Source organism: Klebsiella sp. R445, assembly GCF_051131755.1.
Lineage (GTDB): Bacteria > Pseudomonadota > Gammaproteobacteria > Enterobacterales > Enterobacteriaceae > Klebsiella > Klebsiella lignicola.
Map to the genome: position 1 here is coordinate 5249905 of NZ_CP180446.1, position 23436 is coordinate 5273340.

General features: G+C 55.9%; 19 protein-coding genes and 1 pseudogene. 14 read left to right on the forward strand and 6 right to left on the reverse strand.

What is annotated here, in order from left to right; all coding sequences use genetic code 11:
* Nucleotides 1-151 precede the first annotated feature (151 nt).
* A complete protein-coding gene (locus ACMYSN_RS24705) occupies nucleotides 152-1903 on the reverse strand; it encodes an alpha,alpha-trehalase (RefSeq protein ID WP_462496508.1) in 1752 nt (583 codons plus the stop codon).
* Nucleotides 1904-2123: 220 nt separating this feature from the next.
* Here ACMYSN_RS24705 and ACMYSN_RS24710 point away from each other — a divergent pair, with 220 nt between their 5' ends.
* From ACMYSN_RS24710 to ACMYSN_RS24740, 7 genes are all read left to right on the forward strand, one after another.
* On the forward strand, nucleotides 2124-3017 hold the full coding sequence (locus ACMYSN_RS24710) for an alpha/beta hydrolase (protein WP_462496509.1): 894 nt from the start codon (nucleotides 2124-2126) through the stop codon (nucleotides 3015-3017).
* A 206-nt stretch (nucleotides 3018-3223) separates the two neighbouring features.
* On the forward strand, nucleotides 3224-4663 hold the full coding sequence (locus ACMYSN_RS24715) for a circularly permuted type 2 ATP-grasp protein (RefSeq protein ID WP_462496510.1): 1440 nt from the start codon (nucleotides 3224-3226) through the stop codon (nucleotides 4661-4663).
* Nucleotides 4657-5586, forward strand: a complete 930-nt coding sequence (locus ACMYSN_RS24720) for an alpha-E domain-containing protein (protein ID WP_123754827.1) — start codon at nucleotides 4657-4659, stop codon at nucleotides 5584-5586. Before ACMYSN_RS24715 ends, ACMYSN_RS24720 begins: the two co-directional genes overlap by 7 nt.
* A complete protein-coding gene (locus tag ACMYSN_RS24725; RefSeq protein ID WP_462496511.1) occupies nucleotides 5583-6398 on the forward strand; it encodes a transglutaminase family protein in 816 nt (271 codons plus the stop codon). The genes ACMYSN_RS24720 and ACMYSN_RS24725 overlap by 4 nt, the downstream gene beginning before the upstream one ends.
* An 18-nt stretch (nucleotides 6399-6416) precedes the next feature.
* Entirely contained in the window at nucleotides 6417-7157 is a 741-nt protein-coding gene (locus ACMYSN_RS24730; protein ID WP_123754825.1) for a proteasome-type protease, read from the forward strand.
* 217 nt (nucleotides 7158-7374) lie between these two features.
* Complete coding sequence (locus ACMYSN_RS24735; protein ID WP_462496512.1) at nucleotides 7375-8361, forward strand: fatty acid desaturase; 987 nt, start codon at nucleotides 7375-7377, stop codon at nucleotides 8359-8361.
* Nucleotides 8351-9142: a phosphate/phosphite/phosphonate ABC transporter substrate-binding protein gene (locus ACMYSN_RS24740; RefSeq protein WP_462498339.1), complete on the forward strand. Its 792-nt coding sequence runs from the start codon at nucleotides 8351-8353 to the stop codon at nucleotides 9140-9142. The genes ACMYSN_RS24735 and ACMYSN_RS24740 overlap by 11 nt, the downstream gene beginning before the upstream one ends.
* 34 nt (nucleotides 9143-9176) lie before the next feature.
* Here the strand turns inward: ACMYSN_RS24740 and ACMYSN_RS24745 are convergent, their stop codons facing one another.
* Genes ACMYSN_RS24745 through ACMYSN_RS24765 form a run of 5 tightly spaced genes read right to left on the reverse strand, consistent with a single transcriptional unit; the run spans nucleotide 9177 to nucleotide 13905 of the window.
* Complete coding sequence (locus ACMYSN_RS24745; protein WP_462496513.1) at nucleotides 9177-10529, reverse strand: LLM class flavin-dependent oxidoreductase; 1353 nt, start codon at nucleotides 10527-10529, stop codon at nucleotides 9177-9179.
* 42 nt (nucleotides 10530-10571) lie between these two features.
* A complete protein-coding gene (locus ACMYSN_RS24750; RefSeq protein ID WP_462496514.1) occupies nucleotides 10572-11471 on the reverse strand; it encodes an ABC transporter substrate-binding protein in 900 nt (299 codons plus the stop codon).
* A 55-nt stretch (nucleotides 11472-11526) separates the two neighbouring features.
* Nucleotides 11527-12195, reverse strand: a complete 669-nt coding sequence (locus tag ACMYSN_RS24755; protein ID WP_462496515.1) for an ABC transporter permease — start codon at nucleotides 12193-12195, stop codon at nucleotides 11527-11529.
* A complete protein-coding gene (locus ACMYSN_RS24760; RefSeq protein ID WP_462496516.1) occupies nucleotides 12195-12824 on the reverse strand; it encodes an ABC transporter permease in 630 nt (209 codons plus the stop codon). Before ACMYSN_RS24760 ends, ACMYSN_RS24755 begins: the two co-directional genes overlap by 1 nt.
* Nucleotides 12817-13905: an ABC transporter ATP-binding protein gene (locus ACMYSN_RS24765; RefSeq protein WP_462496517.1), complete on the reverse strand. Its 1089-nt coding sequence runs from the start codon at nucleotides 13903-13905 to the stop codon at nucleotides 12817-12819. The genes ACMYSN_RS24760 and ACMYSN_RS24765 overlap by 8 nt, the downstream gene beginning before the upstream one ends.
* An 851-nt stretch (nucleotides 13906-14756) precedes the next feature.
* On the opposite strand from ACMYSN_RS24765, the gene tdcA reads away from it, so the two are divergent.
* From tdcA to tdcG, 7 genes and pseudogenes are all read left to right on the forward strand, one after another.
* Nucleotides 14757-15695, forward strand: coding sequence for a transcriptional regulator TdcA (tdcA, locus tag ACMYSN_RS24770; RefSeq protein ID WP_123754817.1), 939 nt, complete (start codon nucleotides 14757-14759; stop codon nucleotides 15693-15695).
* A gap of 174 nt (nucleotides 15696-15869) precedes the next feature.
* Nucleotides 15870-16859: a threonine/serine dehydratase gene (gene tdcB, locus ACMYSN_RS24775; RefSeq protein WP_462496518.1), complete on the forward strand. Its 990-nt coding sequence runs from the start codon at nucleotides 15870-15872 to the stop codon at nucleotides 16857-16859.
* A 19-nt stretch (nucleotides 16860-16878) separates the two neighbouring features.
* A complete protein-coding gene (gene tdcC / locus ACMYSN_RS24780) occupies nucleotides 16879-18210 on the forward strand; it encodes a threonine/serine transporter TdcC (RefSeq protein ID WP_462496519.1) in 1332 nt (443 codons plus the stop codon).
* 27 nt (nucleotides 18211-18237) lie between these two features.
* The gene (tdcD, locus tag ACMYSN_RS24785) at nucleotides 18238-19446 is read left to right on the forward strand and encodes a propionate kinase (RefSeq protein ID WP_462496520.1); all 1209 of its coding nucleotides are present in this window, start codon (nucleotides 18238-18240) and stop codon (nucleotides 19444-19446) included.
* Nucleotides 19447-19478: 32 nt separating this feature from the next.
* Nucleotides 19479-21773 (forward strand): formate acetyltransferase, encoded by a 2295-nt coding sequence (gene pflB / locus ACMYSN_RS24790; protein ID WP_462496521.1) that lies wholly within the window; start codon nucleotides 19479-19481, stop codon nucleotides 21771-21773.
* 13 nt (nucleotides 21774-21786) lie between these two features.
* Nucleotides 21787-21981, forward strand: a pseudogene (locus tag ACMYSN_RS24795) (Rid family hydrolase); the annotation flags it as partial.
* A gap of 73 nt (nucleotides 21982-22054) precedes the next feature.
* On the forward strand, nucleotides 22055-23419 hold the full coding sequence (gene tdcG / locus ACMYSN_RS24800; RefSeq protein WP_462496522.1) for a serine dehydratase alpha family protein: 1365 nt from the start codon (nucleotides 22055-22057) through the stop codon (nucleotides 23417-23419).
* Nucleotides 23420-23436: the final 17 nt, after the last annotated feature.

Sequence of the window (23436 nt, forward strand, 5' to 3'; positions counted from 1 at the left end):
TCAAGTGATGATTGCGTAGCGTGACAATCAAAACCCATGAAAAGGTTACTGTTTACTGAGTACATCTGGGACAGCGCGGGGCGTGCGGGGCAGTCGACGGGATGACTGGCTACCAGATCTGGTAGCCAGGGTGAACGAAGACCAGGGGGATTTACGGCGCTGTTTTTGCTGCCGGAGCCGCTAGCGCATCGTTGGCGGCAGGTGCGGTGGTGGGGGACGTGCTGGTGGCAGTGGCCGGTTGGGCTGTACTGGCGACCGGGCGCGTGGCCGGTAGCGAGTCACAAGGTTTGTCCTGCGGGCAGACCAGATCCAACATTTTCAGCGTCACGCCGTTGGTCCAGCCGAAGCCGTCCTGCAGCGGATATTCTCCGCCGCCTCCGCCGGTACCCGTCGAGCTGACATCATACTTTTCAACCAATTTTTGCTGGCTGTTATAAGTGTGCTGGACGTTGCTGAGGAAGCGCCAACTGACCTCGAGGGCGACCTTTTTCTGACCGTAGTTCTGCAACCCTTCTGCGGCCACCCACTGCAGCGGCGCCCAGCCGTTGGGAGCATCCCATTGCTGGCCGCTGTTGACGGTGGTGGTGGTTAAACCGCCGGGTTTCAGCAGCTGCGATTCGGCGGCAGCGGCCACCTTCGCGGCCCGCTCGCTGGAGGCGGCATTGACGTACAGCGGGAACAGGGCGGCGGCGGTCAGCTGGTTTCTGACCTTATGGGTCTTGAGATCGTAATCGGCGTACCAGCCTGCCTTATCGTTCCACAGATATTTCTCCAGCGCCTTCTGACGGGCGTTGGCCTGGGCGTCATACTGCGTCGCTTTGGCGTTATCCCCGGCCGCTTTGCTGGCCCGGGAGAGCACCTTCTCCATGTGGAACATCAGGGCGTTCAGGTCCACCGGCACGATGCTGGTGGTGCGAATGGTACCCAGCTGCTGGGGGTTATCCATCCAGCGCGAGCTAAAATCCCAGCCCGAGGCGGCGGCGGAACGCAGGTCACGATAGATCTCGGTGGCCGGGCGATTAGGGTTGTTCTTCGCGGTGGTCACATCATCAAGCCAGGATTCCGGGCGCGGGGTATCATTATCGTCCCAGTAGCGGTTCAGCAACGCGCCATCTTCCATGCGCACTACCCGCTGGTTGGCTTTCCCCGGCTCAAGCGTATCGGCGCCTTTCATCCAATACTGGTACTCTTTTTCCATCTGCGGCAGGAAAGTTTTTAGCGCCTGATCGCCCTCGTGGCTGGCGAGCAGCTCCACCATAAACGGGAAGAACGGCGGCTGCGAGCGGCTCAGATAGTAGCTACGGTTGCCGTTGGGGATATGCCCCCAGGTGTCAATTTCAGAGGCGAAATTCGCCACCATATCGGCGACTTTATCCCAGTGGCCGCTCTCCGCCAGGCCCAGCATGGTGAAGTAGCTATCCCAGTAATAAACCTCGCGGAAACGCCCGCCGGGAACCACGTATGGTTTGGGCAGCGGCAGCAAAGAATCCCACTTCTCGACCTCAACGGTACTGCGGGTCAGCACCGGCCACAGGCCGTTAATATGCTGACGCAGCGTCTGGCCTTTCGGCGGCACATACTGGTCATTCTCTCGCGGCAGGGTGAAATTGAGCTCGACGAAATGGCGCAGGTCGAAGCTGGTCTGGCTTTTTTGCATCCGATAATCGGCGAGGATCATCAGCGGGTCGCTATTGGGGATGGCGTCGGCAAAGGTTTTTTGATCGGCGAAGAGCCGGGCGCTTTGCACATCGTTGAACAGCGGTCCGAGCAGAATATCCGGGGATTGCGGCGCGGGGTGATTTTCCAGGGCCTGGGCGCTCAGCGTCGATAGCGCAAACAGCGCGCCTCCCAGCGCTAAAGCGTAGGGCAGCGTAGGGGGGCGACGTGAAACCTGACTCGTCATGGGGCGTTCTCCTTATTATTTCAGACGGTCTTACCACTGCGTTTGACCATCAGAAAACCTTAGACGAAGATCCGTCGTCCGGGGTGTTGCAGATAACATTTTGCGTGAAAACAGATAATTTACCTGCCATTCCCCGCAGGCTGGCGACATGACAAAACAAAAAACCTATGCTGATCGGCAGCTAATGTTGGCCGGAATTTGCCGGGTGAGGAGGGTGCAGGTGAATCGACGTCATTTTCTGCTGCTGGGGGCCGCGTCGCTGCTGGCGGGCCGAGCGGCTCAGGCCCTTGATGCTCCGCAGCAGCGATTAAATCTCTGGCCGGGAGAACCGCCGGGCGGCGGCGGCCCTTCCGGCGGGCCAGTGCTATCGGCAAGCGGCGCCCTCAGCCAGGTTGCCGTACCGCAGCTGTCGGTCTGGCAACCGGCGACAGCCCGTAGGCACGGCGTACTAGTTGCCGCCGGGGGCGGGTATCGCCATATCGAACTGGCGAAAGAGGCCTGGCCTGCCGCACGCTGGCTGACGTCGCGCGGCTATACCGCCTATGTGCTGAGCTACCGTCTGCCTGAGGAAGGCTGGCGGGCCGGGGCGCTGGCACCATTACAGGACGCCCAGCGGGCGCTGCGTCTGATCCGTCAGCGCGAGCAACGAGTCAGCCTGCTGGGGTTTTCCGCAGGCGGACATCTGCTGGGCATGGCCGCCTGCCGCGCTGCTTTTGCGGCGTACCCGGCGATAGATGCCCTCGATACGCAGCCCGCCCGCGCCGACGGCGCGGCGCTGATCTACCCGATCATTTCCCTGCTGCCGCCCTACAGCCATACTGCGACGCACCGGATCCTCGCCGGGCCGCATGCCTCCGAGGCGGTTGACCGCGCCTGGTCGGTACAGAGCTATGTGAATGCGCATACCCCGCCTTGTTTTCTGGTTCAGGCCGAAGACGATCCGGTGTCCGATCCGCATAACACGCTGATCATGGCCGACGCCTGTTGCCAGCATCAGGTACCGGTCAGCCTCTATCGGTATCCTCACGGCGGGCACGGCTTTGCCATGGGGCGTGCCGGTACTCAGACCGTAGAGTGGCCGGAGCACTATGCACAATGGCTGAAGGGGCGATAACCGGCATGGCGCAAACGGCCAGTTTTTTGCCTCATGGTGGTGCAAAAGGGGCCTGGATCCAGCCCGCGAGCTGGTGGTTTTTTGCACAGTTTCGCGGCACCTTCAGGAGGCATTGCACGCCGATCTCGCGACCCGCTACCTGGCATAATAAATGCTTATCTCTTACCGGGGTTACCCCAAAGTGAGTATAACCGGAGGAGACGGCCATGATAAAAATAACGCTTCCTGACGGGCATTATTATGATGAGATGCTTACCGCGCAGGGACAGCAGCGTCAGCACTATAACGCTTGGTGGCAATGGTTCCACAGCACAGATCAATTCTCTATCCGGCAAAAGAAACAGCAGGCGGAACTGCTTTTTCACCGTATCGGCATCACCTTTAACGTCTATGGGGAAGATGAGGGCACCGAGCGCTTAATTCCGTTCGATAGCGTACCGCGCATTATTCCCGCCGCAGAGTGGAAGAGAATCGATCGCGGGATCCGCCAGCGGGTCAAAGCGCTCAACGCTTTTTTATACGATATCTATCATGAGCAGAATATCCTGCGCGCCGGGCTAATCCCGGCGGAGCAGGTGCTGGCCAATGAGCAATATCAGCCCTGCATGCAGGGCATCGACCTGCCCAATAATACCTATGCGCACATCACCGGCGTCGATATGGTGCGCGACAGCGACGGCCAGTATTACGTGCTGGAGGATAACCTGCGGACCCCGTCAGGGGTGTCGTATATGCTGGAAAACCGCAAGATGATGATGCGTCTCTACCCGGAGATGTTCGAAAATCACCATATTGCGCCGGTGGAACGCTATCCGGGCTATCTGCTGCAGACATTGCGTGAAAGCTCTCCGGTCGACGATCCCTGCGTGGTGGTGATGACGCCGGGACGTTTCAACAGCGCCTATTTCGAACACAGCTTCCTGGCTCAGCAGATGGGGGTTGAGCTGGTGGAGAGCGCCGATCTGTTTATTAAATCGGGCGCCGTCTATATGCGGACCACCGAAGGGCCGCGTCGGGTGGATGTGATTTACCGGCGTATCGACGATGCCTATCTCGACCCGCTGGCCTTCCGTGCCGATTCGATGCTCGGGGTGCCGGGGCTGCTGTCGGTGTACCGCGCCGGTGGTGTGGTGCTGGCCAATGCCATCGGCACCGGGGTGGCGGACGACAAGTCTATCTATCCTTTTGTGCCGGAGATGATCCGCTTTTATCTCGGCGAGCAGCCAATCCTCAACAATATTCCGACCTGGCAGTGCCGCAAGCCGGAGGATCTCCAGTACGTGCTCGGCAATCTGGAGACCATGGTGGTCAAGGAAGTGCATGGCGCCGGGGGCTACGGCATGCTGGTGGGGCCGCGCTCAACCAAAGAGGAGCGCGAGGCGTTTCGCCAGCGTCTGCTCGCCAACCCGGCCAACTATATCGGACAGGATACCCTCGCGTTATCGACCTGCCCGACCTTCGTGGAAGACGGCCTGGCGCCGCGACACATTGATTTACGTCCCTATGTGCTCTCCGGTCATGAGATCCGCCTGGTGCCCGGCGGCCTGACGCGGGTGGCGCTCACGGAAGGCTCGCTGGTGGTGAACTCATCGCAGGGCGGCGGCACCAAAGATACCTGGGTAATGGAGGATGACGAATCATGCTGAGCCGGACTGCGAGTGAACTTTTTTGGATGGCGCGCTATCTGGAACGTGCGGAAAGCTATGCCCGGGTGCTGGACGTGACCTGGAAGTTGTCGATGATCCCGCGCCACAGCCAGCAGTCCAGGGACCTGGCGTTGCCGCTGAATTTATCCTCAACCCATGAGCTGTTTCAGGCTCGGCATGCGCGTTTTACCATGAGCAATTTGCTCAATTTCTTCGCCCTCGATGGCAACAACCCGTGCAGCATTTACAGCTGCGTGGAGATGGCCTGGAACAATGCCCACGCGGTGCGCGGCAGCCTGTCAGCGGAGGTCTGGGAGTGCATCAACGCCACCCGCATTGAACTGCGTAAGCTACGCCAGCAGGGGATTAGCGAGCTGGGCCCCGACGGCTTTTTCGAATGGGTCAAAGAGCGGGTGCACCTGTTTCGCGGGGCGGTTATCGGCACGCTGCTGCGCAACGATGCGCTGAGCTTTATCGGCATCGGCACGTTAATCGAACGGGCCTATTCCACGACGCAGCTGCTGTTGATTAAGGACCAGCAGCTGAACAGCGACCCGGATTCGGTGCGCGAATACTATCGTCTGGATACGCTGCTGAGCGCGGTCAGCGCCCGGGAAGCCTACAACAGTATTTATCGCCAGCCGGTCAGCCGGGAAACGGTGATGGAGCTGCTGATCCTGCGCAATGACGTGCCGCGATCGCTTCGGGCCTGTATCTCTGACCTGATTGGTCAACTGGAGCATATTGCCAACGATCGCTCCCATCTGCCGCTGCGCCTGGCGCATCAGCTGAATGTCGATCTGCGTTTCAGCACCCGCGACGATCTGGCGAGCGCGGATATCCAAAGTTATCTTAACGGGCTGCTGGCGCGCATTAACGCCCTGTCCGACAGCATCAGACAAACGTATCTGGAGGCGCTATGAAACTGGTCATCGATCACCTGACCCGCTATGGCTATGATGAAGAAGTGAAGTTTTCGACCCAGTATCTGCGCCTGACGCCGCGCAGCACCGGGCGGCAAACCGTGAGCTCATGGACGCTGACGCTTCCGGATGGCTCAGCGATAACCACCACCGATACCTGGGGCAATGTTCTGCATGTGTTAACCCTCGACAACCCGCATAAGGAGATTGCGATCCGCGCCAGCGGTGTGGTGGATATCGCTGAGGACGAGGAAGAGAACGAGATCCTGGAGGCAGAGTTGCTCTCGCCGCTGGTCTTTTTGCGCAGCACGCCGCTGACGCGCGCCGACGAGCAGATCCGTGAATTTGCCCTGCGCCTGTATCGTGGCGACGATCCGGAGGAGAGCCTGAATCAGCTGATGGCCGAGCTGCAGCTGAGAATGCCTTACTCTCCGGGTTCCACCCAGGTGCAGGACAGCGCCGCCGATGCCTTTGCGCGTGCCAAAGGGGTCTGCCAGGATCATACCCATGTGTTCCTCGCCTGCTGCCGGGCGCTGGAGATCCCAGCGCGCTACGTCAGCGGCTACGTCTACAGCGATAATGCCCAGCACGTCGCGATGCACGCGTGGGCGGAAGTGTGGTTGAACGGGCGCTGGAAATCCTTTGATATCACCAACAACACCCGCCATCTGAACCAGCATTTGCGTCTGGCGACCGGGCTGGACTATCTCGATGCCTGCCCGGTACGCGGAACCCGGCTGGGCGGCGGCGGGGAAATTATGTTAACCAATGCTGAAGTGCGCGAACATTCGCAACAGGCGCAGCAGCAATAAGGGCAGGAACAAACGACGATGACCTACTGTGTGGCCATGTGTTTAGAAGACGGGCTGGTTTTTGCCTCCGACTCCCGCACCAACGCGGGGGTGGACCATATCGCGACCTTTAAAAAGCTCCATGTTTTTGCCAAAGACGGTGAACGGGTGATGGTGCTGCAATCCGCCGGCAATCTGGCTACTACCCAGAGCGTGATAAGCCTGCTGACGACGCGAATGGCGACGCAGCAGGAACCGCATCTGATGCAGGTCAGCTCACTGTATGATGCGGCGATGCTGATTGGTAAAACTTTGCAGGAGGTGATTCAGCGAGACAGCAGCAACCAGCAGAACTGCGGCAACACCAACTTCAACTGCAATCTGCTGCTGGGCGGGCAGATTGCCGGTGAAACCCATCGTCTGTTCCATATTTACCCGGAAGGCAACTTTATCGAAGCGTCGAGCGATACGCCTTATTTCCAGATTGGCGAAAGCAAGTACGGCAAACCGATCATCGATCGGGTATTAAGCCGCGAGACATCGCTGGAGCAGGCGATGTGCTGCGCCCTGATTTCGATTGACTCTACGCTGCGCAGTAATCTCTCCGTCGGGCTGCCGCTGGACACGCTGCTGTACCGCAGCGACAGCCTTAGCAGTGGCGAGCAGCACCGCATCACCGACAACGATCCCTACTTCAATACCATCCGCAAAGCGTGGTCCGAAGGGCTGCAACACACCTTCCTGACACTGCCGCCGTTTGGGGCCGGCAATCAGCAGTAGGGCGGCCGGTGGCTGATACCACGGTGGCCGATGCCAGCGCGGTATCGGTCGCGGCGCGGGCGTTATCTGCTGATGACATATTTTGCCTGATAAACGTCGCGCTCAGCGTCTGATATTCCGTTTCTGCAAAAGCTAAGTGATTTAAATACTTTGTTTTTTTCTTTCATTTCTCACATCGTCGGGAGGTCAACGTCACGCGCAAAGAGTCCCGGTAGTCATGACAAAAAAATCGTCGATGTATCTGCATCCACAGCAACGTGCGCTTCTCCGTCAGCTGTCCCGTCGCTGGCTATGGCGCAGTGAATTACCCACCTGGTTATTAATTATTGTGGTCTACGGCGGCTGGTTTATGACGCTGGCGTACTGGCAGACGCTGGGGATTATCCCGGCGACGGTGCTGCTGATCTGGTTTACCGCCTGGTATATGTCGTTGCAGCATGAGCTGATTCACGGCCACCCCACCAACCGGGCGTGGTGTAACCAGCTGCTGGGCACGCTACCGCTGGCGGTGTGGTATCCCTACGGCCTTTATCGGGATTCCCATCTGGCGCACCATCATAACGAGCGTCTGACGTTGCCGGTGGATGACCCTGAATCCTACTATTTTACCGACGAGAGCTGGCGGCGTTTCTCGCCCTGGCAGCGTAAGGTGATTCATCTGCGCAATACCTTTATCGGCCGGCTGCTGCTGGCCCCGCTGCTGGATATCGGGCAGACGCTCGCCAGCGCGGTGAAGGCGTTTCGCTATCGGCAGGGCAAGGCGATGGCGATGTGGCTGATTCACCTCGGCCTGCTGGCCGGGCTGCTGGTGTGGATCGCGCACTGTGGTTTTTCACCGCTCTATTATGTGGTTGCGGTCAGTTATCCGGCGCTGGCACTGACCAAAATTCGTTCCTTCTTTGAGCACCGGGCCGCAGACGACCCGCTGGCCCGGTCGGTCATCAATGAGGCCGGACTGGTGTGGCGGGTGCTGTTTCTTAATCTGAACTACCACGCGGTACATCATGATCTGCCCGGCGTTCCGTGGTACGGCCTGAGAAAAATCTACCTGCTTGAACGCGAGCGCTACCAGCAGCGTAATCACGGATTTCTGGTGCGTGGCTATGGGGAATGGTTGCGCGCTTTTCTCTTCAAGGCGGTGGATGTCAACGCCCATCCCGGCGTCAAAAGCGTCAAGCCGGACGGAGAGCATGATGCGCCATAATGTCGATTTACCGATGTACGCCATTCACCCTCAGGAGAATCAGGCAGTAGAGGCTGCGGTACAAGAACTCCTGCAGGCCCGGGGGATTGCCGCGAGCCTGCCGTCAATCGCCACGGATTTACTCTCCCACTGGCGTCAACCGGATCTGTTGCTGAGTCAGACTTGTGGCTACCCGCTCGTGACTTTGCTGCCCGACGTACAGACGGTAGGGTGCTTTCACTATGGGGCCCCCGGTTGCGAAGGGATCGAATATCGCAGCCTGCTGGTGACGCGTGCGGCAAATAGCCCACGGCAACTGGCCGATTTTCACGGACTGCGGGCCGTCTGTAATTCGCCCGATTCGCAGTCTGGCTACAATGTGCTGCGAAAGATGATCGCGCCGCTTGCCCGCAACGGACATTTTTTTGGCGAAGTCATTTTCAGCGGCAGTCACCGACAGTCACTTATCGATTTACAGCAAGGCGTGGGGGATATTGCCGCCATTGATTGCATCAGTTGGGCGCTGCTGGCCCGCCATGAACCTGCGGTGCTGGAGGGGTTGCGCGTCATTGACCGAAGCCCACTGGCGCCAGGGCTACCGCTTATCACCGGGCCGCAAACGTCAGCGGAGACTCTGGCGGGCTTGAGAGCGGCGTTGCAACAGTTGGTCAGCGACCCACAGTATCGTGAACGTTGCGACGCGCAGTTTATCTGTGGGTTTAGCCCGCTGACCCGGGCACCCTATAAGCGGCTGCTGGCATGGCGGGAAGAGGCGCAACTGCAAGGGGTAAGCCAATTGTAAGTGACCGGAGAAGCGGGCTTCTCCGGGGCGAGTATTAGCGTGGATCTGCCGGTGGAGGGTGATGGGTAAAGCGGTTTTCCGCTGGCGGTAAGCCCAGCTTTTCCCGCAGCGTACCCGGCGGATAGCTCGTTCTCATGACGCCGTTGCGTTGAAGAATCGGCACGACCAGCTCGACAAAACGGTCGAAATCACCCGGTAGTAACGGGAACATCAGATTAAACCCATCGGCAGCACCGGCGCGCCAGGTCTCGGTCAGCGCGCTGGCGACTTCCTCCGCGCTGCCAATCAGCAGCCAGCTATCGGAACTTTGCAGCAGTAAACGACCCAGTTGCAGGATGGTCAGCGACGGATCATAATGGCGGATCAGCCGCAGTGCGGTACGGATCCCGTCGAAAGTCTCTTCGTCCGGCAGTGGCGGCAGCGGTTGGTCGACCGCATAGTCTGAGAGATCCATTCGCAGGTATGAAGAGAGCAGATCGATAGCCATCCGGTCGCTCATCAGACGGTTATTAAGCTGTTGTCGCTCCGTTTTTTCCGCCTCAGAATTCACCACTACCGGCAGCACGCCAGCGATGATCTTAAAATGGGCCGGGTCACGTCCCTTGGCCCGCAACCGTTGATTCATCTCCTCGCGATAGCTCAGCCCCTCCTCGATGGACTGAATAAACACGAAGTGCATATCTGACCACGTTGCCGCCAGATCTTTCCCCGCTTCTGATGAGCCTGCCTGCACCAACACCGGATGGCCCTGCGGCGGACGCGGCAGATTTAGCGGTCCGCGAACGGTAAAATACTCACCGCGATGATCGAGGTGATGCACTTTCTGTTTATCGGCAAACAGGCCGCTCGCTTTGTCGTACAGCACCGCATCCTGTTCCCATGAGTCCCAAAGCCGGGTGACGACATCAATAAATTCACCGGCTCGTCGATAACGGTTGCCGTGCTGTGGCAACTGGTCGAGGCCGAAGTTGGCGGCTTCTTCCTCCAGCCACGAGGTCACGATGTTCCAGCTCGCCCGGCCGTTGCTCAGAAAATCGAGTGACGCAAAATAACGAGCAAGGTTATAGGGTTCGTTATAGGAGGTGGACGCCGTGCCCATCAGGCCAATGTGTTCGGTGACGGCCGCCAGCGCACTGAGTAAGGTGATGGGCTCCAGGCGCGCGTTGGCGTAGTGGGTCAGGCCGCTGGGCACCTTGTCCCAGATAGCAATATGGTCTGCAACAAAAATGGCATCTAAAGTGGCCGCCTCGGCTTTTTTAGCCAGCCCGGCATAGTAGTCCAGGCTGAAAATCTCGGTTGTCGGGGCCTGCGGGTGGCGCCAGGAGAAGCGGTAATCGCCCTGGGGATTAAAGAAGAACAGGTTTAAAATCATATGCTCTGTAGACATCGTCATGCTCTTTTGCTGATAGCCACTCCCTGGCCGTGATGATTAGTGGCCTGGCAGATTGGTATTAACCCACTGTTCGGCAACGGTTGCCGGGTCTTTATGCTGCAAATCAACCTGCTGGTTCAGCGCGATCAGCGCCGCATTATCAAGCCGGGAGGAGACCTGATTAAGGACTCTGCTGACGTTGGCGGAAAGGCTGGCTTTGCGCACCAGCGGCACGACGTTCTGGCTGGGTTGCTCATGCTTATCATCGGCTAACACCACCCAATCTTCTTTCGCCAGGTTACCCTGGGTAGAGATCACCGTGGCCACGTCGATCTTGCCGGAGTTCAGCGCCAGACGGGTTAACGGTCCCCCCATATCAAGTGACTTCACCGCCTTAAACTCAAGGCCGTAGACGCGCTTGAGACCCGGAAGCCCGAGGGCGCGCACCGCCAGCTCTGGCGGCCCACCGATAGTCAGTTGATGGGCAATCGGTTGCAGATCGGACAAGGTCGTCAGGTTGTATTTCTTCGCCGTTTCAGCGCGCACTGCCCAGGCGGTAATCGATGTGGCCGGAGAGGGGGTGAGCAGCGTGAATTCGCCGGGCAGTACTTTCGCCAGTTCGGCGCTGACATCGCTCTGGCTGGTGGCCAGGGTTTTCCCGTCATAATAGTTGAGCAGCGCGCCCAGATATTCCGGCACGATATCGATCTCGCCGCTCTTTAATGCCGGCAGGATGATTTCGCGGTTGCCGAGATTCAGCCGCGTTTTTACCTCAATATTATTTTTCTTTAGCGCACTGGCATAAATATTCGCGAGAATAGAACTCTCCGTGAAATTCGCGCCGCCGATCGTTACGCTTTCTGCCAGCGTACTGAAACTAAGACTAAGTAATCCCGCGGTAAGGATCGATAAGCGCCACCGACGGGTGTTAACAGGAAACCCTAATATATGCTTCATAATGCCTCTTTATATGCAGATGATTGGTGGAGTCAGGGCCTATTCTATTAGGCTCTTAATGCTCGGCTACGAGCGTGGTACGGCGATATTTTGGGTTGAAACAGGAAAAACATAATTCACTGCCGATAGCCAGCAGCGAGACCACCAGCGACCCGGCAATAACCTGCGGGAAATCGCGTTGCCCAAGGCCGTCGATCAGGAAACGACCCAGGCCGCCAAGGCCGGCGTAGGCGGCGACTACGGCGGTGGCGATAAGCTGGACCAGCGCGGTACGTATCCCGGCGATAATCAGCGGTGCAGCCAGCGGGATACGCAGCTGCCACAGGCTTTGCCATGGCGTCATTCCTAACGCGGTGGCGGCATCGCAGAGCGGGCGGTCGGCATGATAAATACCGACCCAGGCATTGGTCAGGATCGGCGGGATCGACATCGCCACCAGCGCCGCAAAAACCGGAATGTCGTTAAAGCCAAAGACAATAATGCATAATAAAATGAGTCCTAATGACGGAATGGCGCGACCAATATTAAACAGATTAATAATAATAAACGCACCTTTACGCCAATAACCGAGCGCAATGCCTAGCGGCAGGGCAATTACCGATGACAACACGATGCTAATGAGGACATAATAAATATGCTCGCGCAGGCGTATTAATATTCCCGTATCACCAAGCCAGTGCTCAGGTTGCAAAAGCCAGCGAACCGTCGCAAGTAATATATCCATTAGCGTGTCCAGGGCGTGAGCCAATAGCCGACATGGGCTATCAGGGAGTCCAGTAAAAATGACAGCATGAGGCTTAATACCACGCTGGCAATAATGGGCGTAAGAAAATCCTGATTAAATCCTGCCAGCAGCAATTGCCCCAGCCCGCCCTGGCCAATCAGGGCGGTCACGGTCACCAGCCCGACCAGCGTCACGGAGGCAATCCGCAGCCCGGCAAACAGCGAGGGCACCAGCAGGTGCAGCTCAATATCAATAAAACGATACCCACGGGTGTACCCAAGTGCGCGCGCCGACTCGAGCACGGCGACGGGCAGCTTTTCTATGCCGGCAATGACATTACGTAACAGGATCAACAGTGAGTAAACCGTTAAACCAATGACTGACGTCGTGAGCGACAAGCCGGTAAAAGGTAATAAGAGAATAAATAACGCCAGCGACGGGATGGTAAAGATAACCCCGCAAAGATAAATCAACGGTTGGGTGGTTACCGGCCAGCGTAACGTGAGCACCATGAACGCGCCCGTCAACACGGTTCCAAAAAACAGTGAGATGGCGACCAGCTGCGTATGCTGCCATAGCAGCTCGCCAATCAGGGTTTTGTTGGTATAAATCCACGACCAGTCAATCATAGCGGCGAATTTCCACGTCGCCGTCCAGCACATTGCGCAGCAGAATATGAGAGACGCTGCCCTGGTACTGCCCGTTGCTATCTACGTGGACCAGCACGCCGCCGGGCGCATCCAGCAGGGCGCTATAGGCAAAGCGCAAAGAGTTCAGGGCCGAAAGCGGCTGGGCTATTGGCAACGTAATACGCTTTTCTGGGTCAAACCAGTGCAGGGGACGCTGCTGTTGATCCAGCACCAGCCGCAGCGGGCTGGCGACCGTTGGATGTGCGCTGGCGATCGGTGACAAACCTTCATCCAGAAGCGGGACATCGTGTCGTGGCAACTGACCGACCTGGAGCATCCCGAGGCGCTTAAGATTTGGTTCGGGACCAATAAAACGCTGCACAAACTCGCTGGCCGGGTGCGCCAGAATCTGCTCTGGCGTATCGCACTGCGCCAGCACGCCTCCCTCCTGGAAAATAGCGATTTTATCGCCTAACCGGATGGCTTCATTAATGTCATGCGTTACCAGCACAATGGTCTTATGCAGGCGCTGTTGTAGCAGTAACAGTTCATCCTGCAAGCGTTCGCGTACCACCGGGTCAATGGCGGCAAAGGGTTCGTCCATCAACAGAATCGACGGGTCGGCGGCTAGCGCCCGGGCGATGGCCACGCGTCCTTGTTGCCCGCCAGAGAGTTGGTGCGGATAGCGGGTTAACAGATGACGGTCCAGCGACATCAAGTCCACCAGTTCATCTATACGTGCGCGAATGCGTGATTTGTGCCAGCCAAGTAAGCGCGGCACCGTGGCGATATTTTGTGCCGCTGTCCGGTGGGGAAACAGTGCGGCGCTTTGCATCACAAAGCCAATGTTGCGGCGGACCTGAATAATGTCAGCCTGCGCGATGTTCACCCCCTGCACATAAACGTTGCCGGAATCGGGTTTATCGAGCTGATTGATCATGCGCAATATGGTCGTTTTGCCACAGCCGCTGGGGCCGACGAAAGTACAGAGTTCACCGCTGTTAATGACCAGGTTAAGGCCGCGTATTGCCGCATGCATGCTACCCGGGTAGGTCTTTTGAATGTTTTCTAATCTGATCATCTGGTGTTGTAACACTCTGAATTTATAGATAAGTAATGGCTTTTATCGCGGAGTTGACACCTTACAAACTACCGACAGGTTTCAGGGAGGGCAAATACGTTATTCGCATTTGCATAGTTGGAATCTGAACAATTCTTGAACCGAAGGAATGCGCTTTGATCTGGCATAAAGCCACTGGTGATATTTGCATCTGCCGGCATGGGCGAATGGCCGTACGGCGGCCATTTTTCTGCCCGTCAGCGAGGTCAGCCGAATATCGATTTGCCAATTTGTGATAAGTAGCACAAATTGCTGTGGGTTGTTTATTTGAGCGTATGAAAAATTGCATTTGATTTTAATCAAAAAATAACCTGCTGCATTATGGCCATAATGCAGCGATAAAAGTGTTAACTAAATGCTGATTTGTTGTGTCTTACATATTACGTGATAATGAATAAAATAGTTTTTTAGCCACAACCAGGGGTGAAAAGTGTGACCTCTTACGGTTATTACACCCTGCTTGCTGTTATTTGTCATAATATTTTATTAATTACATTAACAGTTTAATGACGATGCCGGCGAATAATTATACGGCTAATGGTTAAATATCAGTCTTAATACCCACAAGAATAGATCAAAAATTAACCGTTGTTATCCCCATAAAATATTTTTATCCCCCGCATAGATTCTTGATTAAAGTCATGCCTGAAGCGGCTATTTAATATCTAATTGTTTGATTTACATTATTTTATTTTCAATGGTAGTGGGCTGATAAATACGCGAAGGGGGTGTTTGTGAGTGGTCTCACATAACCACCGGATCGCCATTTGGTACACTTCACCCCGTCGAGAAAATAATGGAAGCAGGTTGCTATGAATACGATTACTCTACCAAAAACACAGCATCTGGTGGTATTCCAGGAAGTCATCAGAAGTGGCTCCATCGGCTCAGCAGCAAAAGAATTAGGTTTAACGCAACCTGCCGTCAGTAAGATAATTAATGATATCGAAGCCTATTTCGGAACCGAATTAGTGGTGCGAAAAAATACCGGCGTCACCTTGACCAATACCGGACAAGTACTGCTGTCATGGTCCGAATCGATCACCCGTGAAATGAAAAATATGGTCAATGAGATGCACAGCATGACCTGCAACACGGTGGTTGATGTCTCTTTCGGTTTTCCGTCGCTGATTGGCTTCACCTTTATGTCTGACATGATCCACAAGTTCAAAAAGGTGTTCCCTAAAGCTCAGGTCTCGATGTACGAAGCCCAGCTCTCCTCGTTTCTCCCGGCGATCCGCGACGGCCGTCTCGACTTCGCTATCGGCACGCTGAGTGACGAGATGAAACTTCACGATCTTCACGTGGAACCGCTGTTTGAATCCGAGTTTGTACTGGTGGCCAACAAGTCCCGAACATGCAGCGGCACCACCACGCTGGCATCGTTGCAGAACGAACAGTGGGTGTTGCCGCAAACCAATATGGGTTACTACAGTGAACTCCTTACCACTCTCCAGCGCAGCGGCATCAACAGTGAAAACATCGTTAAAACCGACTCGGTCGTCACCATTTATAATCTTGTTCTCAATGCTGATTTCCTGACGGTCATTCCCTGCGATATGACCACACCGTTTGGCTCCAGTCAGTTTATTACCATCCCGATTAGCGAAGCATTACCGGTTGCCCGTTATGCGGCAATCTGGTCGAAGAATTATCGTATTAAAAATGCCGCCTCGGTGCTGGTGGAATTAGCGAAAGAGTATTCAGCATTTAATGGCTGTAGGAAGAGACAATTAATAACTGTTGATTAAATGAATTTTCTTTTCTGATTATTAATATTCAGAACATCGGTTGATATTCAGCCGGTGGTTACGGTGAACTTTACGGTTAAATATTCGATCCTTAATGGCGGAGGGGGCTTTCTACGCTGCGATTACGGATTGAACGTCATCTTTATTATTTTATACCAAGGTTAAGAGGCTCTAATGCACATTACATACGATCTCCCGGTTGCCATTGAAGATATCCTCGAAGCGAAAAAAAGACTGGCGGGTAAAATTTATAAAACAGGCATGCCGCGCTCTAATTATTTTAGCGAACGTTGTAAAGGTGAAATATTTCTCAAATTTGAAAATATGCAGCGTACCGGCTCGTTTAAGATCCGCGGTGCATTTAACAAACTGAGTTCGCTCAGCGAAGCGGAAAAACGCAAGGGCGTAGTGGCCTGCTCTGCCGGCAACCATGCGCAGGGCGTCTCGCTCTCCTGCGCTATGCTTGGCATTGATGGCAAAGTGGTGATGCCAAAAGGGGCGCCGAAATCAAAGGTTGCCGCCACCTGCGATTACTCGGCAGAAGTGATTCTCCACGGTGAAAACTTCAATGACACCATCGCCAGGGTGAGCGAAATTGTCGAAATGGAAGGGCGTATTTTTATTCCGCCTTATGACGACCCGAAAGTCATTGCCGGGCAGGGCACCATCGGTCTGGAAATAATGGAAGACCTGTATGACGTCGATAACGTAATTGTGCCCATCGGCGGCGGCGGTTTGATTGCCGGCATTGCGGTGGCGATTAAATCCATTAACCCGACCATTCGCATTATTGGCGTGCAGTCTGAAAACGTCCACGGGATGGCCGCCTCTTATTATGCTGGCGCAATTACGTCGCATCGGAATACCGGCACATTAGCCGACGGCTGCGATGTTTCTCGCCCCGGTAACCTGACCTACGAAATCGTCCGCGAGTTGGTCGACGATATTGTGCTGGTCAGTGAAGATGAAATTCGTAACAGCATGATTGCCTTAATTCAGCGCAATAAAGTGATTACTGAAGGCGCCGGCGCCCTGGCCTGCGCAGCATTATTGAGCGGGAAGTTAGATAGCTATATCCAGAACCGTAAAACAGTCAGCATTATTTCTGGTGGCAATATCGACCTTTCACGTGTTTCGCAAATTACTGGTTTAGTTGACGCTTAATCTTATGTGAGGACAGGATATGAGTACTACAGATAGCATTATATCCAGCGAGACAAGAGAATCATCGTGGCGTAAATCGGACACCACGTGGACCCTGGGCCTGTTCGGGACCGCCATCGGAGCCGGGGTGCTCTTCTTCCCCATCCGTGCCGGCTTTGGCGGCCTGATCCCCATCTTACTGATGCTGGTCTTAGCCTACCCGATAGCCTTCTATTGCCACCGGGCGCTGGCTCGCCTGTGCCTGTCCGGTTCGAACCCGTCCGGTAACATCACCGAGACGGTAGAAGAGCATTTTGGTAAGACCGGTGGGGTGGTGATCACCTTGCTGTACTTCTTCGCAATCTGCCCGCTGCTGTGGATTTATGGCGTCACCATTACCAACACCTTTATGACCTTCTGGGAAAACCAGTTGCAGATGCCGGCGCTTAATCGTGGCTTTGTGGCGCTGTTCCTGCTGCTGCTGATGGCCTTTGTTATCTGGTTCGGCAAGGACCTGATGGTCAAAGTGATGAGCTTCCTGGTGTTCCCGTTTATTGCCAGCCTGGTGCTGATTTCGCTGTCGCTGATCCCTTACTGGAACTCTGCGGTTATCGATCAGGTCAATCTCAGCGATATCGCCCTGACCGGTCACGATGGCATCCTGGTGACCGTATGGCTGGGGATCTCCATTATGGTCTTCTCCTTTAACTTCTCGCCGATTGTCTCCTCGTTCGTGGTCTCCAAACGCGAAGAGTATGAAAAGGAGTTTGGCCGCGACTACACCGAACGTAAGTGTTCAAAAATCATCTCTCGCGCCAGTATGCTGATGGTTGCCGTGGTGATGTTCTTTGCCTTCAGCTGCCTGTTTACGCTGTCGCCGGAAAACATGGCGGACGCGAAAGCGCAGAACATCCCGGTGCTCTCTTACCTGGCAAACCACTTTGCCTCCATGACCGGCAGTAAATCGTCATTTGCCACGGTACTCGAGTACGGAGCGTCGATTATCGCGCTGGTGGCTATTTTCAAATCCTTCTTCGGCCACTATCTCGGCACACTGGAAGGGCTGAACGGCCTGGTACTGAAATTCGGTTATAAGGGTGACAAAACCAAGGTCTCCACAAGCAAACTGAATACCATCAGCATGGTCTTCATTATGGGCTCCACCTGGGTGGTGGCTTATGCGAACCCCAATATCCTCGACCTGATTGAAGCGATGGGTGCACCGATTATTGCCTCGCTGCTGTGCCTGTTACCGATGTATGCCATCCGTAAAGCACCGTCACTGGCGAAATACCGTGGCCGCCTCGATAACGTCTTCGTCACCGTCGTGGGTCTGCTGACCATTCTGAATATCGTCTACAAACTGTTTTAATTAAGCTCAGGATGAGCGGAGTCAACCATGAATGAATTCCCGGTAGTACTGGTCATTAACTGCGGATCGTCTTCAATTAAATTTTCAGTCCTTGATGCAATGAGCTGTGATGTTTTAATGGCCGGTATTGCCGATGGGATTAATTCTGAGAATGCGTTTTTAGCCATTAATGACGGCGCGCCAGTTAAACTGCCGCAACATAGCTACGAAGGCGCATTAAAGGCCATTGCCTTTGAACTGGAAAAACGCGAATTAATCGATAGCGTGGCATTAATTGGTCACCGTATTGCGCACGGTGGAAATATCTTTACGGAGTCCGTTATTATTACCGATGAGGTTATCGATAATATCCGCCGGGTGTCGCCATTAGCCCCGCTGCATAATTACGCCAATCTCAGCGGTATTACGTCGGCCCAGCACCTGTTCCCCGGCGTCAGGCAGGTGGCCGTGTTTGATACCAGTTTCCACCAGACCCTGGCGCCGGAAGCTTATCTCTACGGGCTGCCGTGGAAATATTATGAGGAACTTGGCGTGCGCCGCTATGGGTTCCACGGGACCTCCCATCGCTATGTTGCCCAGCGAGCGCACGACCTGCTGGCACTGGATGAAGACGATTCCGGGCTGGTGATCGCGCATCTGGGCAACGGTGCCTCGGTTTGCGCGGTGCGCAACGGGCAAAGCGTCGATACCTCCATGGGGATGACGCCGCTGGAAGGGCTGATGATGGGAACCCGCAGCGGAGATGTCGACTTCGGCGCGCTGGCGTGGATCGCCAGCGAAACCCAGCAGACCCTGAGCGACCTTGAGCGGGTGGTCAATAAAGAATCCGGGCTGTTAGGGATCTCCGGTCTCTCATCAGACCTGCGGGTACTGGAGAAAGCCTGGCACGCGGGGCATGAACGCGCCCGACTGGCGATTAAAACCTTTGTCCATCGCATCGCCCGCCATATTGCCGGTCATGCGGCCTCGCTCCAGCGCCTGGACGCGATTATTTTCACCGGCGGTATCGGTGAAAACTCATTATTAATTCGCCGGCTGGTGATCGACCATTTAGCCGTACTGGGGGTGACCCTGGATGTGGAAATGAATAATGTACCGAATTCCCATGGTGAAAGAATTATTTCCACGCCAAATACCAGAGTCAGCTGCGCCGTTATTCCCACCAATGAAGAGAAAATGATTGCCCTCGACGCCATTCATTTAGGGGCAATGCACGCGCAAGTGGAATTTGCTTAATTAATTTTTGTTCTGTAGAGAGATGATTTTTCATGAAGGTAAATATCGATACCAGCGACAGGCTGTATGCCGATGCGTGGCAAGGTTTTCACGGTACGGACTGGAAAGAAGAAATTAATGTCCGCGATTTTATTCAGCACAACTATACGCCATATGAAGGAGATGAATCTTTTCTGAGCGAAGCCACGCCGGCGACCACCGCGCTGTGGGGTAAAGTGATGACGGGGATTCATATTGAAAACGCGACCCATGCGCCAGTCGATTTCGATAGCAATATCGCGACCTCGATTATCGCACATGATGCCGGCTACATTGACCCGGCGCTGGAAAAAATTGTCGGGCTACAGACCGATAAACCGCTTAAACGCGCGCTGCACCCGTTCGGCGGCATCAACATGATCAAAAGCTCGTTTGAGGCTTATGGTCGTGAGATGGACCCGCACTTTGAGTACCTGTTTACCGATCTGCGTAAAACGCACAATCAGGGAGTATTTGATGCGTACTCGCCGGATATGCTGCGCTGCCGTAAATCCGGGGTGCTAACCGGTTTGCCGGACGGCTATGGCCGCGGGCGGATTATTGGCGACTACCGCCGCGTGGCGCTGTACGGTATTCGTTACCTGGTGCGCGAACGTGAACTGCAGTTTGCCGACCTGCAATCCAACCTGGAGTACGGGCAGAATCTGGAAGCGACGATTCGTTTGCGCGAAGAGCTGGCGGAACACCGCCGTGCGCTGTTGCAGATGCAGGAGATGGCGGCGAAATATGGCTGCGATATCTCCCGCCCGGCGTCCACGGCCCAGGAAGCGGTGCAGTGGGTCTATTTTGCCTACCTGGCGGCGGTGAAATCACAAAATGGCGGCGCTATGTCGCTGGGGCGTACCGCCACCTTCCTCGATATCTATATTGAACGCGATCTTAACCGCGGCCACCTGACCGAGCAGCAGGCCCAGGAGCTGATCGACCACTTCATTATGAAGATCCGCATGGTGCGCTTCTTGCGCACGCCGGAGTTCGACACCCTGTTTTCCGGCGACCCGATCTGGGCCACCGAAGTCATCGGCGGCATGGGGCTTGACGGGCGGACCCTGGTCACCAAAAACGCCTATCGCTATCTGCATACCCTGCACACCATGGGGCCGGCACCGGAGCCAAACCTCACGGTGCTGTGGTCCGAAGCCCTGCCGATTGCCTTCAAAAAGTATGCGGCTCAGGTCTCGATCGTCACCTCATCGCTGCAGTATGAGAACGACGATTTGATGCGCACCGATTTTAACAGCGACGATTACGCCATCGCCTGCTGCGTCAGCCCGATGATTATCGGCAAACAGATGCAGTTCTTCGGCGCCCGCGCCAACCTGGCCAAAACGCTGCTGTACGCAATCAATGGCGGCGTAGATGAGAAACTCAAGATTCAGGTGGGGCCGAAAACCGCGCCGTTGCTGGATGAGGTGCTCGATTACGACACGGTGATGGAGAGTCTCGACCACTTTATGGACTGGCTGGCGGTGCAGTACATCAGCGCGCTGAACATCATCCACTACATGCATGACAAGTACAGCTATGAAGCCTCGTTGATGGCGCTGCATGACCGCGACGTCTACCGCACCATGGCCTGCGGCATGGCCGGTTTGTCGGTGGCGGCGGATTCGCTGTCGGCCATTAAGTACGCGAAGGTGAAACCGGTCCGCGACCATAACGGCCTGGCGGTCGATTTTGTCATCGAAGGCGACTACCCGCAGTATGGCAATAATGACCAGCGGGTCGACAGCATCGCCTGCGATCTGGTCGAGCGCTTTATGAAAAAAATCAAAGTGCTGCCAACCTATCGCAATGCCGTGCCGACCCAGTCGATCCTGACCATCACCTCCAACGTGGTGTACGGCCAGAAGACCGGTAATACCCCGGATGGTCGCCGTGGCGGGACGCCGTTTGCCCCAGGGGCTAACCCGATGCACGGGCGCGACCGCAAAGGCGCGGTGGCGTCATTAACCTCGGTCGCTAAGCTGCCGTTCACCTACGCCAAAGACGGCATCTCCTACACCTTCTCCATCGTGCCGGCGGCGCTGGGTAAAGAGGAGACGGTGCGTAAAACCAACCTCGTGGGACTGCTGGACGGCTACTTCCACCATGAGGCCCACGTTGAAGGCGGGCAGCATCTCAACGTCAACGTGATGAACCGGGAGATGCTGTTGGATGCCATCGAACATCCGGAAAACTACCCGAACCTGACCATTCGCGTTTCTGGTTACGCGGTGCGTTTCAACGCTCTGACCCGTGAACAGCAGCAGGATGTCATTTCCCGTACCTTTACCCAGGCGCTATAACGCCGGAGGAATCATGAGAAAGATAATCGCAACCCAGGATGCGCCGGGGGCAATCGGGCCGTATGTTCAGGGCGTTGATCTCGGCACGCAGGTGCTGACATCGGGGCAGATCCCGGTCTGCCCGTAGACCGGTGCCATTGCCGACAATGTGGCCGATCAGGCGCGTCAGAGCCTGGAGAACGTGAAAGCCATTGTCACGGCGGCAGGGCGGGAACTTCCCGTGCCGCCGCACCGGAGCGCGACCCGCGCTCTTCTCTGAACGGCAATCCGAGGCGGTAAATATGATTAGCGCATTCGATATTTTCAAACCGGGAATCGGTCCTTCCAGCTCGCATACCGTGGGGCCGATGAATGCCGGGAAACGTTTTATCGACCAGTTGGTTACCCAGGGCGAACTGGTGCACATCACCCGTATTGTGGTCGATCTGTATGGCTCGTTGTCGTCGACCGGCAAGGGCCATGCGACCGATGTCGCTATTCTTCTGGGACTGGCGGGCAACAGCCCGCAACATGTCGACATCGACGCGATTCCGGCTTTTATTCAACAGGTCACGCAGAGCGGGCGTCTGCCGCTCGCCCGGGGCGCGCAGACCGTTGATTTTCAGATGGCCGACGATATGGTGTTCCACTCCCATACCCTGGCGTATCACGAAAATGGCATGCGCATTACCGCGTGGAGCCACTCCGGCCCGTGGGCCAGCCAGACCTATTACTCGGTCGGGGGTGGGTTTATCGTTGCCGAAGGGGAGACCGGGGAGAGCCACGATGACGTCATCCAGGTGCCGTTTGAATTCCGCTCTGCCAGTGAACTGCTGCATCTGTGCCAGCACAACGGGCTGTCGGTCTCCGGACTGATGATGCAAAACGAGCTGGCCTTACGCAGTAAGGCGGAGATCGATGCCGGGTTGCAGCACATCCACGCGGTGATGTGGGACGGTATTGAACGCGGCATGAATACCGAAGGCGTGCTGCCCGGACCATTAAATGTCCCGCGTCGTGCTGCGGCGTTGCGGCGGCGGCTGGTCTCCAGCGACAGCCTCTCCAGCGATCCGATGAACGTCATCGACTGGATCAACATGTTCGCCCTGGCGGTTAGCGAAGAGAACGCCGCCGGTGGCCGGGTGGTCACCGCGCCGACCAACGGTGCCTGCGGGATTATTCCGGCGGTGCTGGCTTACTACGATAAATTTCGCCGTCCGGTCAACGCCGGTTCGCTGGCGCGCTATCTGCTGGCGGCGGGGGCCATTGGCGCGCTGTATAAAATGAATGCCTCGATTTCCGGAGCCGAAGTGGGTTGTCAGGGGGAAATTGGCGTGGCCTGTTCGATGGCGGCCGCTGGCCTGACCGAGCTGCTGGGCGGCAGTCCGGCGCAGGTCTGTAATGCGGCGGAAATTGCCATGGAGCATAACCTCGGCCTGACCTGCGACCCGGTTGCCGGGCAGGTGCAGATCCCCTGTATTGAGCGTAATGCTATCAATGCGGTAAAAGCCGTCAATGCCGCGCGGATGGCGCTGCGTCGCACCTCCGAACCGCATGTCTCGTTAGATAAGGTGATCGAAACCATGTACGAGACCGGCAAGGATATGAATGATAAGTACCGGGAGACATCCCGCGGCGGGCTGGCGATAAAAGTGCTCTGCGTTTAAGCGTCTTTGACGGGGGC

What these genes read in the sequence shown, in the direction of transcription:
- ACMYSN_RS24705 (WP_462496508.1), bottom strand. Translation starts at nt 1,903, where the DNA reads ATGACGAGTCAGGTTTCACGTCGCCCCCCTACGCTGCCCTACGCTTTA.
- ACMYSN_RS24715 (WP_462496510.1), top strand. Translation starts at nt 3,224, where the DNA reads ATGATAAAAATAACGCTTCCTGACGGGCATTATTATGATGAGATGCTT.
- ACMYSN_RS24720 (WP_123754827.1), top strand. Translation starts at nt 4,657, where the DNA reads ATGCTGAGCCGGACTGCGAGTGAACTTTTTTGGATGGCGCGCTATCTG.
- ACMYSN_RS24725 (WP_462496511.1), top strand. Translation starts at nt 5,583, where the DNA reads ATGAAACTGGTCATCGATCACCTGACCCGCTATGGCTATGATGAAGAA.
- ACMYSN_RS24730 (WP_123754825.1), top strand. Translation starts at nt 6,417, where the DNA reads ATGACCTACTGTGTGGCCATGTGTTTAGAAGACGGGCTGGTTTTTGCC.
- ACMYSN_RS24735 (WP_462496512.1), top strand. Translation starts at nt 7,375, where the DNA reads ATGACAAAAAAATCGTCGATGTATCTGCATCCACAGCAACGTGCGCTT.
- ACMYSN_RS24740 (WP_462498339.1), top strand. Translation starts at nt 8,351, where the DNA reads ATGCGCCATAATGTCGATTTACCGATGTACGCCATTCACCCTCAGGAG.
- ACMYSN_RS24745 (WP_462496513.1), bottom strand. Translation starts at nt 10,529, where the DNA reads ATGTCTACAGAGCATATGATTTTAAACCTGTTCTTCTTTAATCCCCAG.
- ACMYSN_RS24750 (WP_462496514.1), bottom strand. Translation starts at nt 11,471, where the DNA reads ATGAAGCATATATTAGGGTTTCCTGTTAACACCCGTCGGTGGCGCTTA.
- ACMYSN_RS24755 (WP_462496515.1), bottom strand. Translation starts at nt 12,195, where the DNA reads ATGGATATATTACTTGCGACGGTTCGCTGGCTTTTGCAACCTGAGCAC.
- ACMYSN_RS24760 (WP_462496516.1), bottom strand. Translation starts at nt 12,824, where the DNA reads ATGATTGACTGGTCGTGGATTTATACCAACAAAACCCTGATTGGCGAG.
- ACMYSN_RS24765 (WP_462496517.1), bottom strand. Translation starts at nt 13,905, where the DNA reads ATGATCAGATTAGAAAACATTCAAAAGACCTACCCGGGTAGCATGCAT.
- tdcA (WP_123754817.1), top strand. Translation starts at nt 14,757, where the DNA reads ATGAATACGATTACTCTACCAAAAACACAGCATCTGGTGGTATTCCAG.
- tdcB (WP_462496518.1), top strand. Translation starts at nt 15,870, where the DNA reads ATGCACATTACATACGATCTCCCGGTTGCCATTGAAGATATCCTCGAA.
- tdcC (WP_462496519.1), top strand. Translation starts at nt 16,879, where the DNA reads ATGAGTACTACAGATAGCATTATATCCAGCGAGACAAGAGAATCATCG.
- tdcD (WP_462496520.1), top strand. Translation starts at nt 18,238, where the DNA reads ATGAATGAATTCCCGGTAGTACTGGTCATTAACTGCGGATCGTCTTCA.
- pflB (WP_462496521.1), top strand. Translation starts at nt 19,479, where the DNA reads ATGAAGGTAAATATCGATACCAGCGACAGGCTGTATGCCGATGCGTGG.
- tdcG (WP_462496522.1), top strand. Translation starts at nt 22,055, where the DNA reads ATGATTAGCGCATTCGATATTTTCAAACCGGGAATCGGTCCTTCCAGC.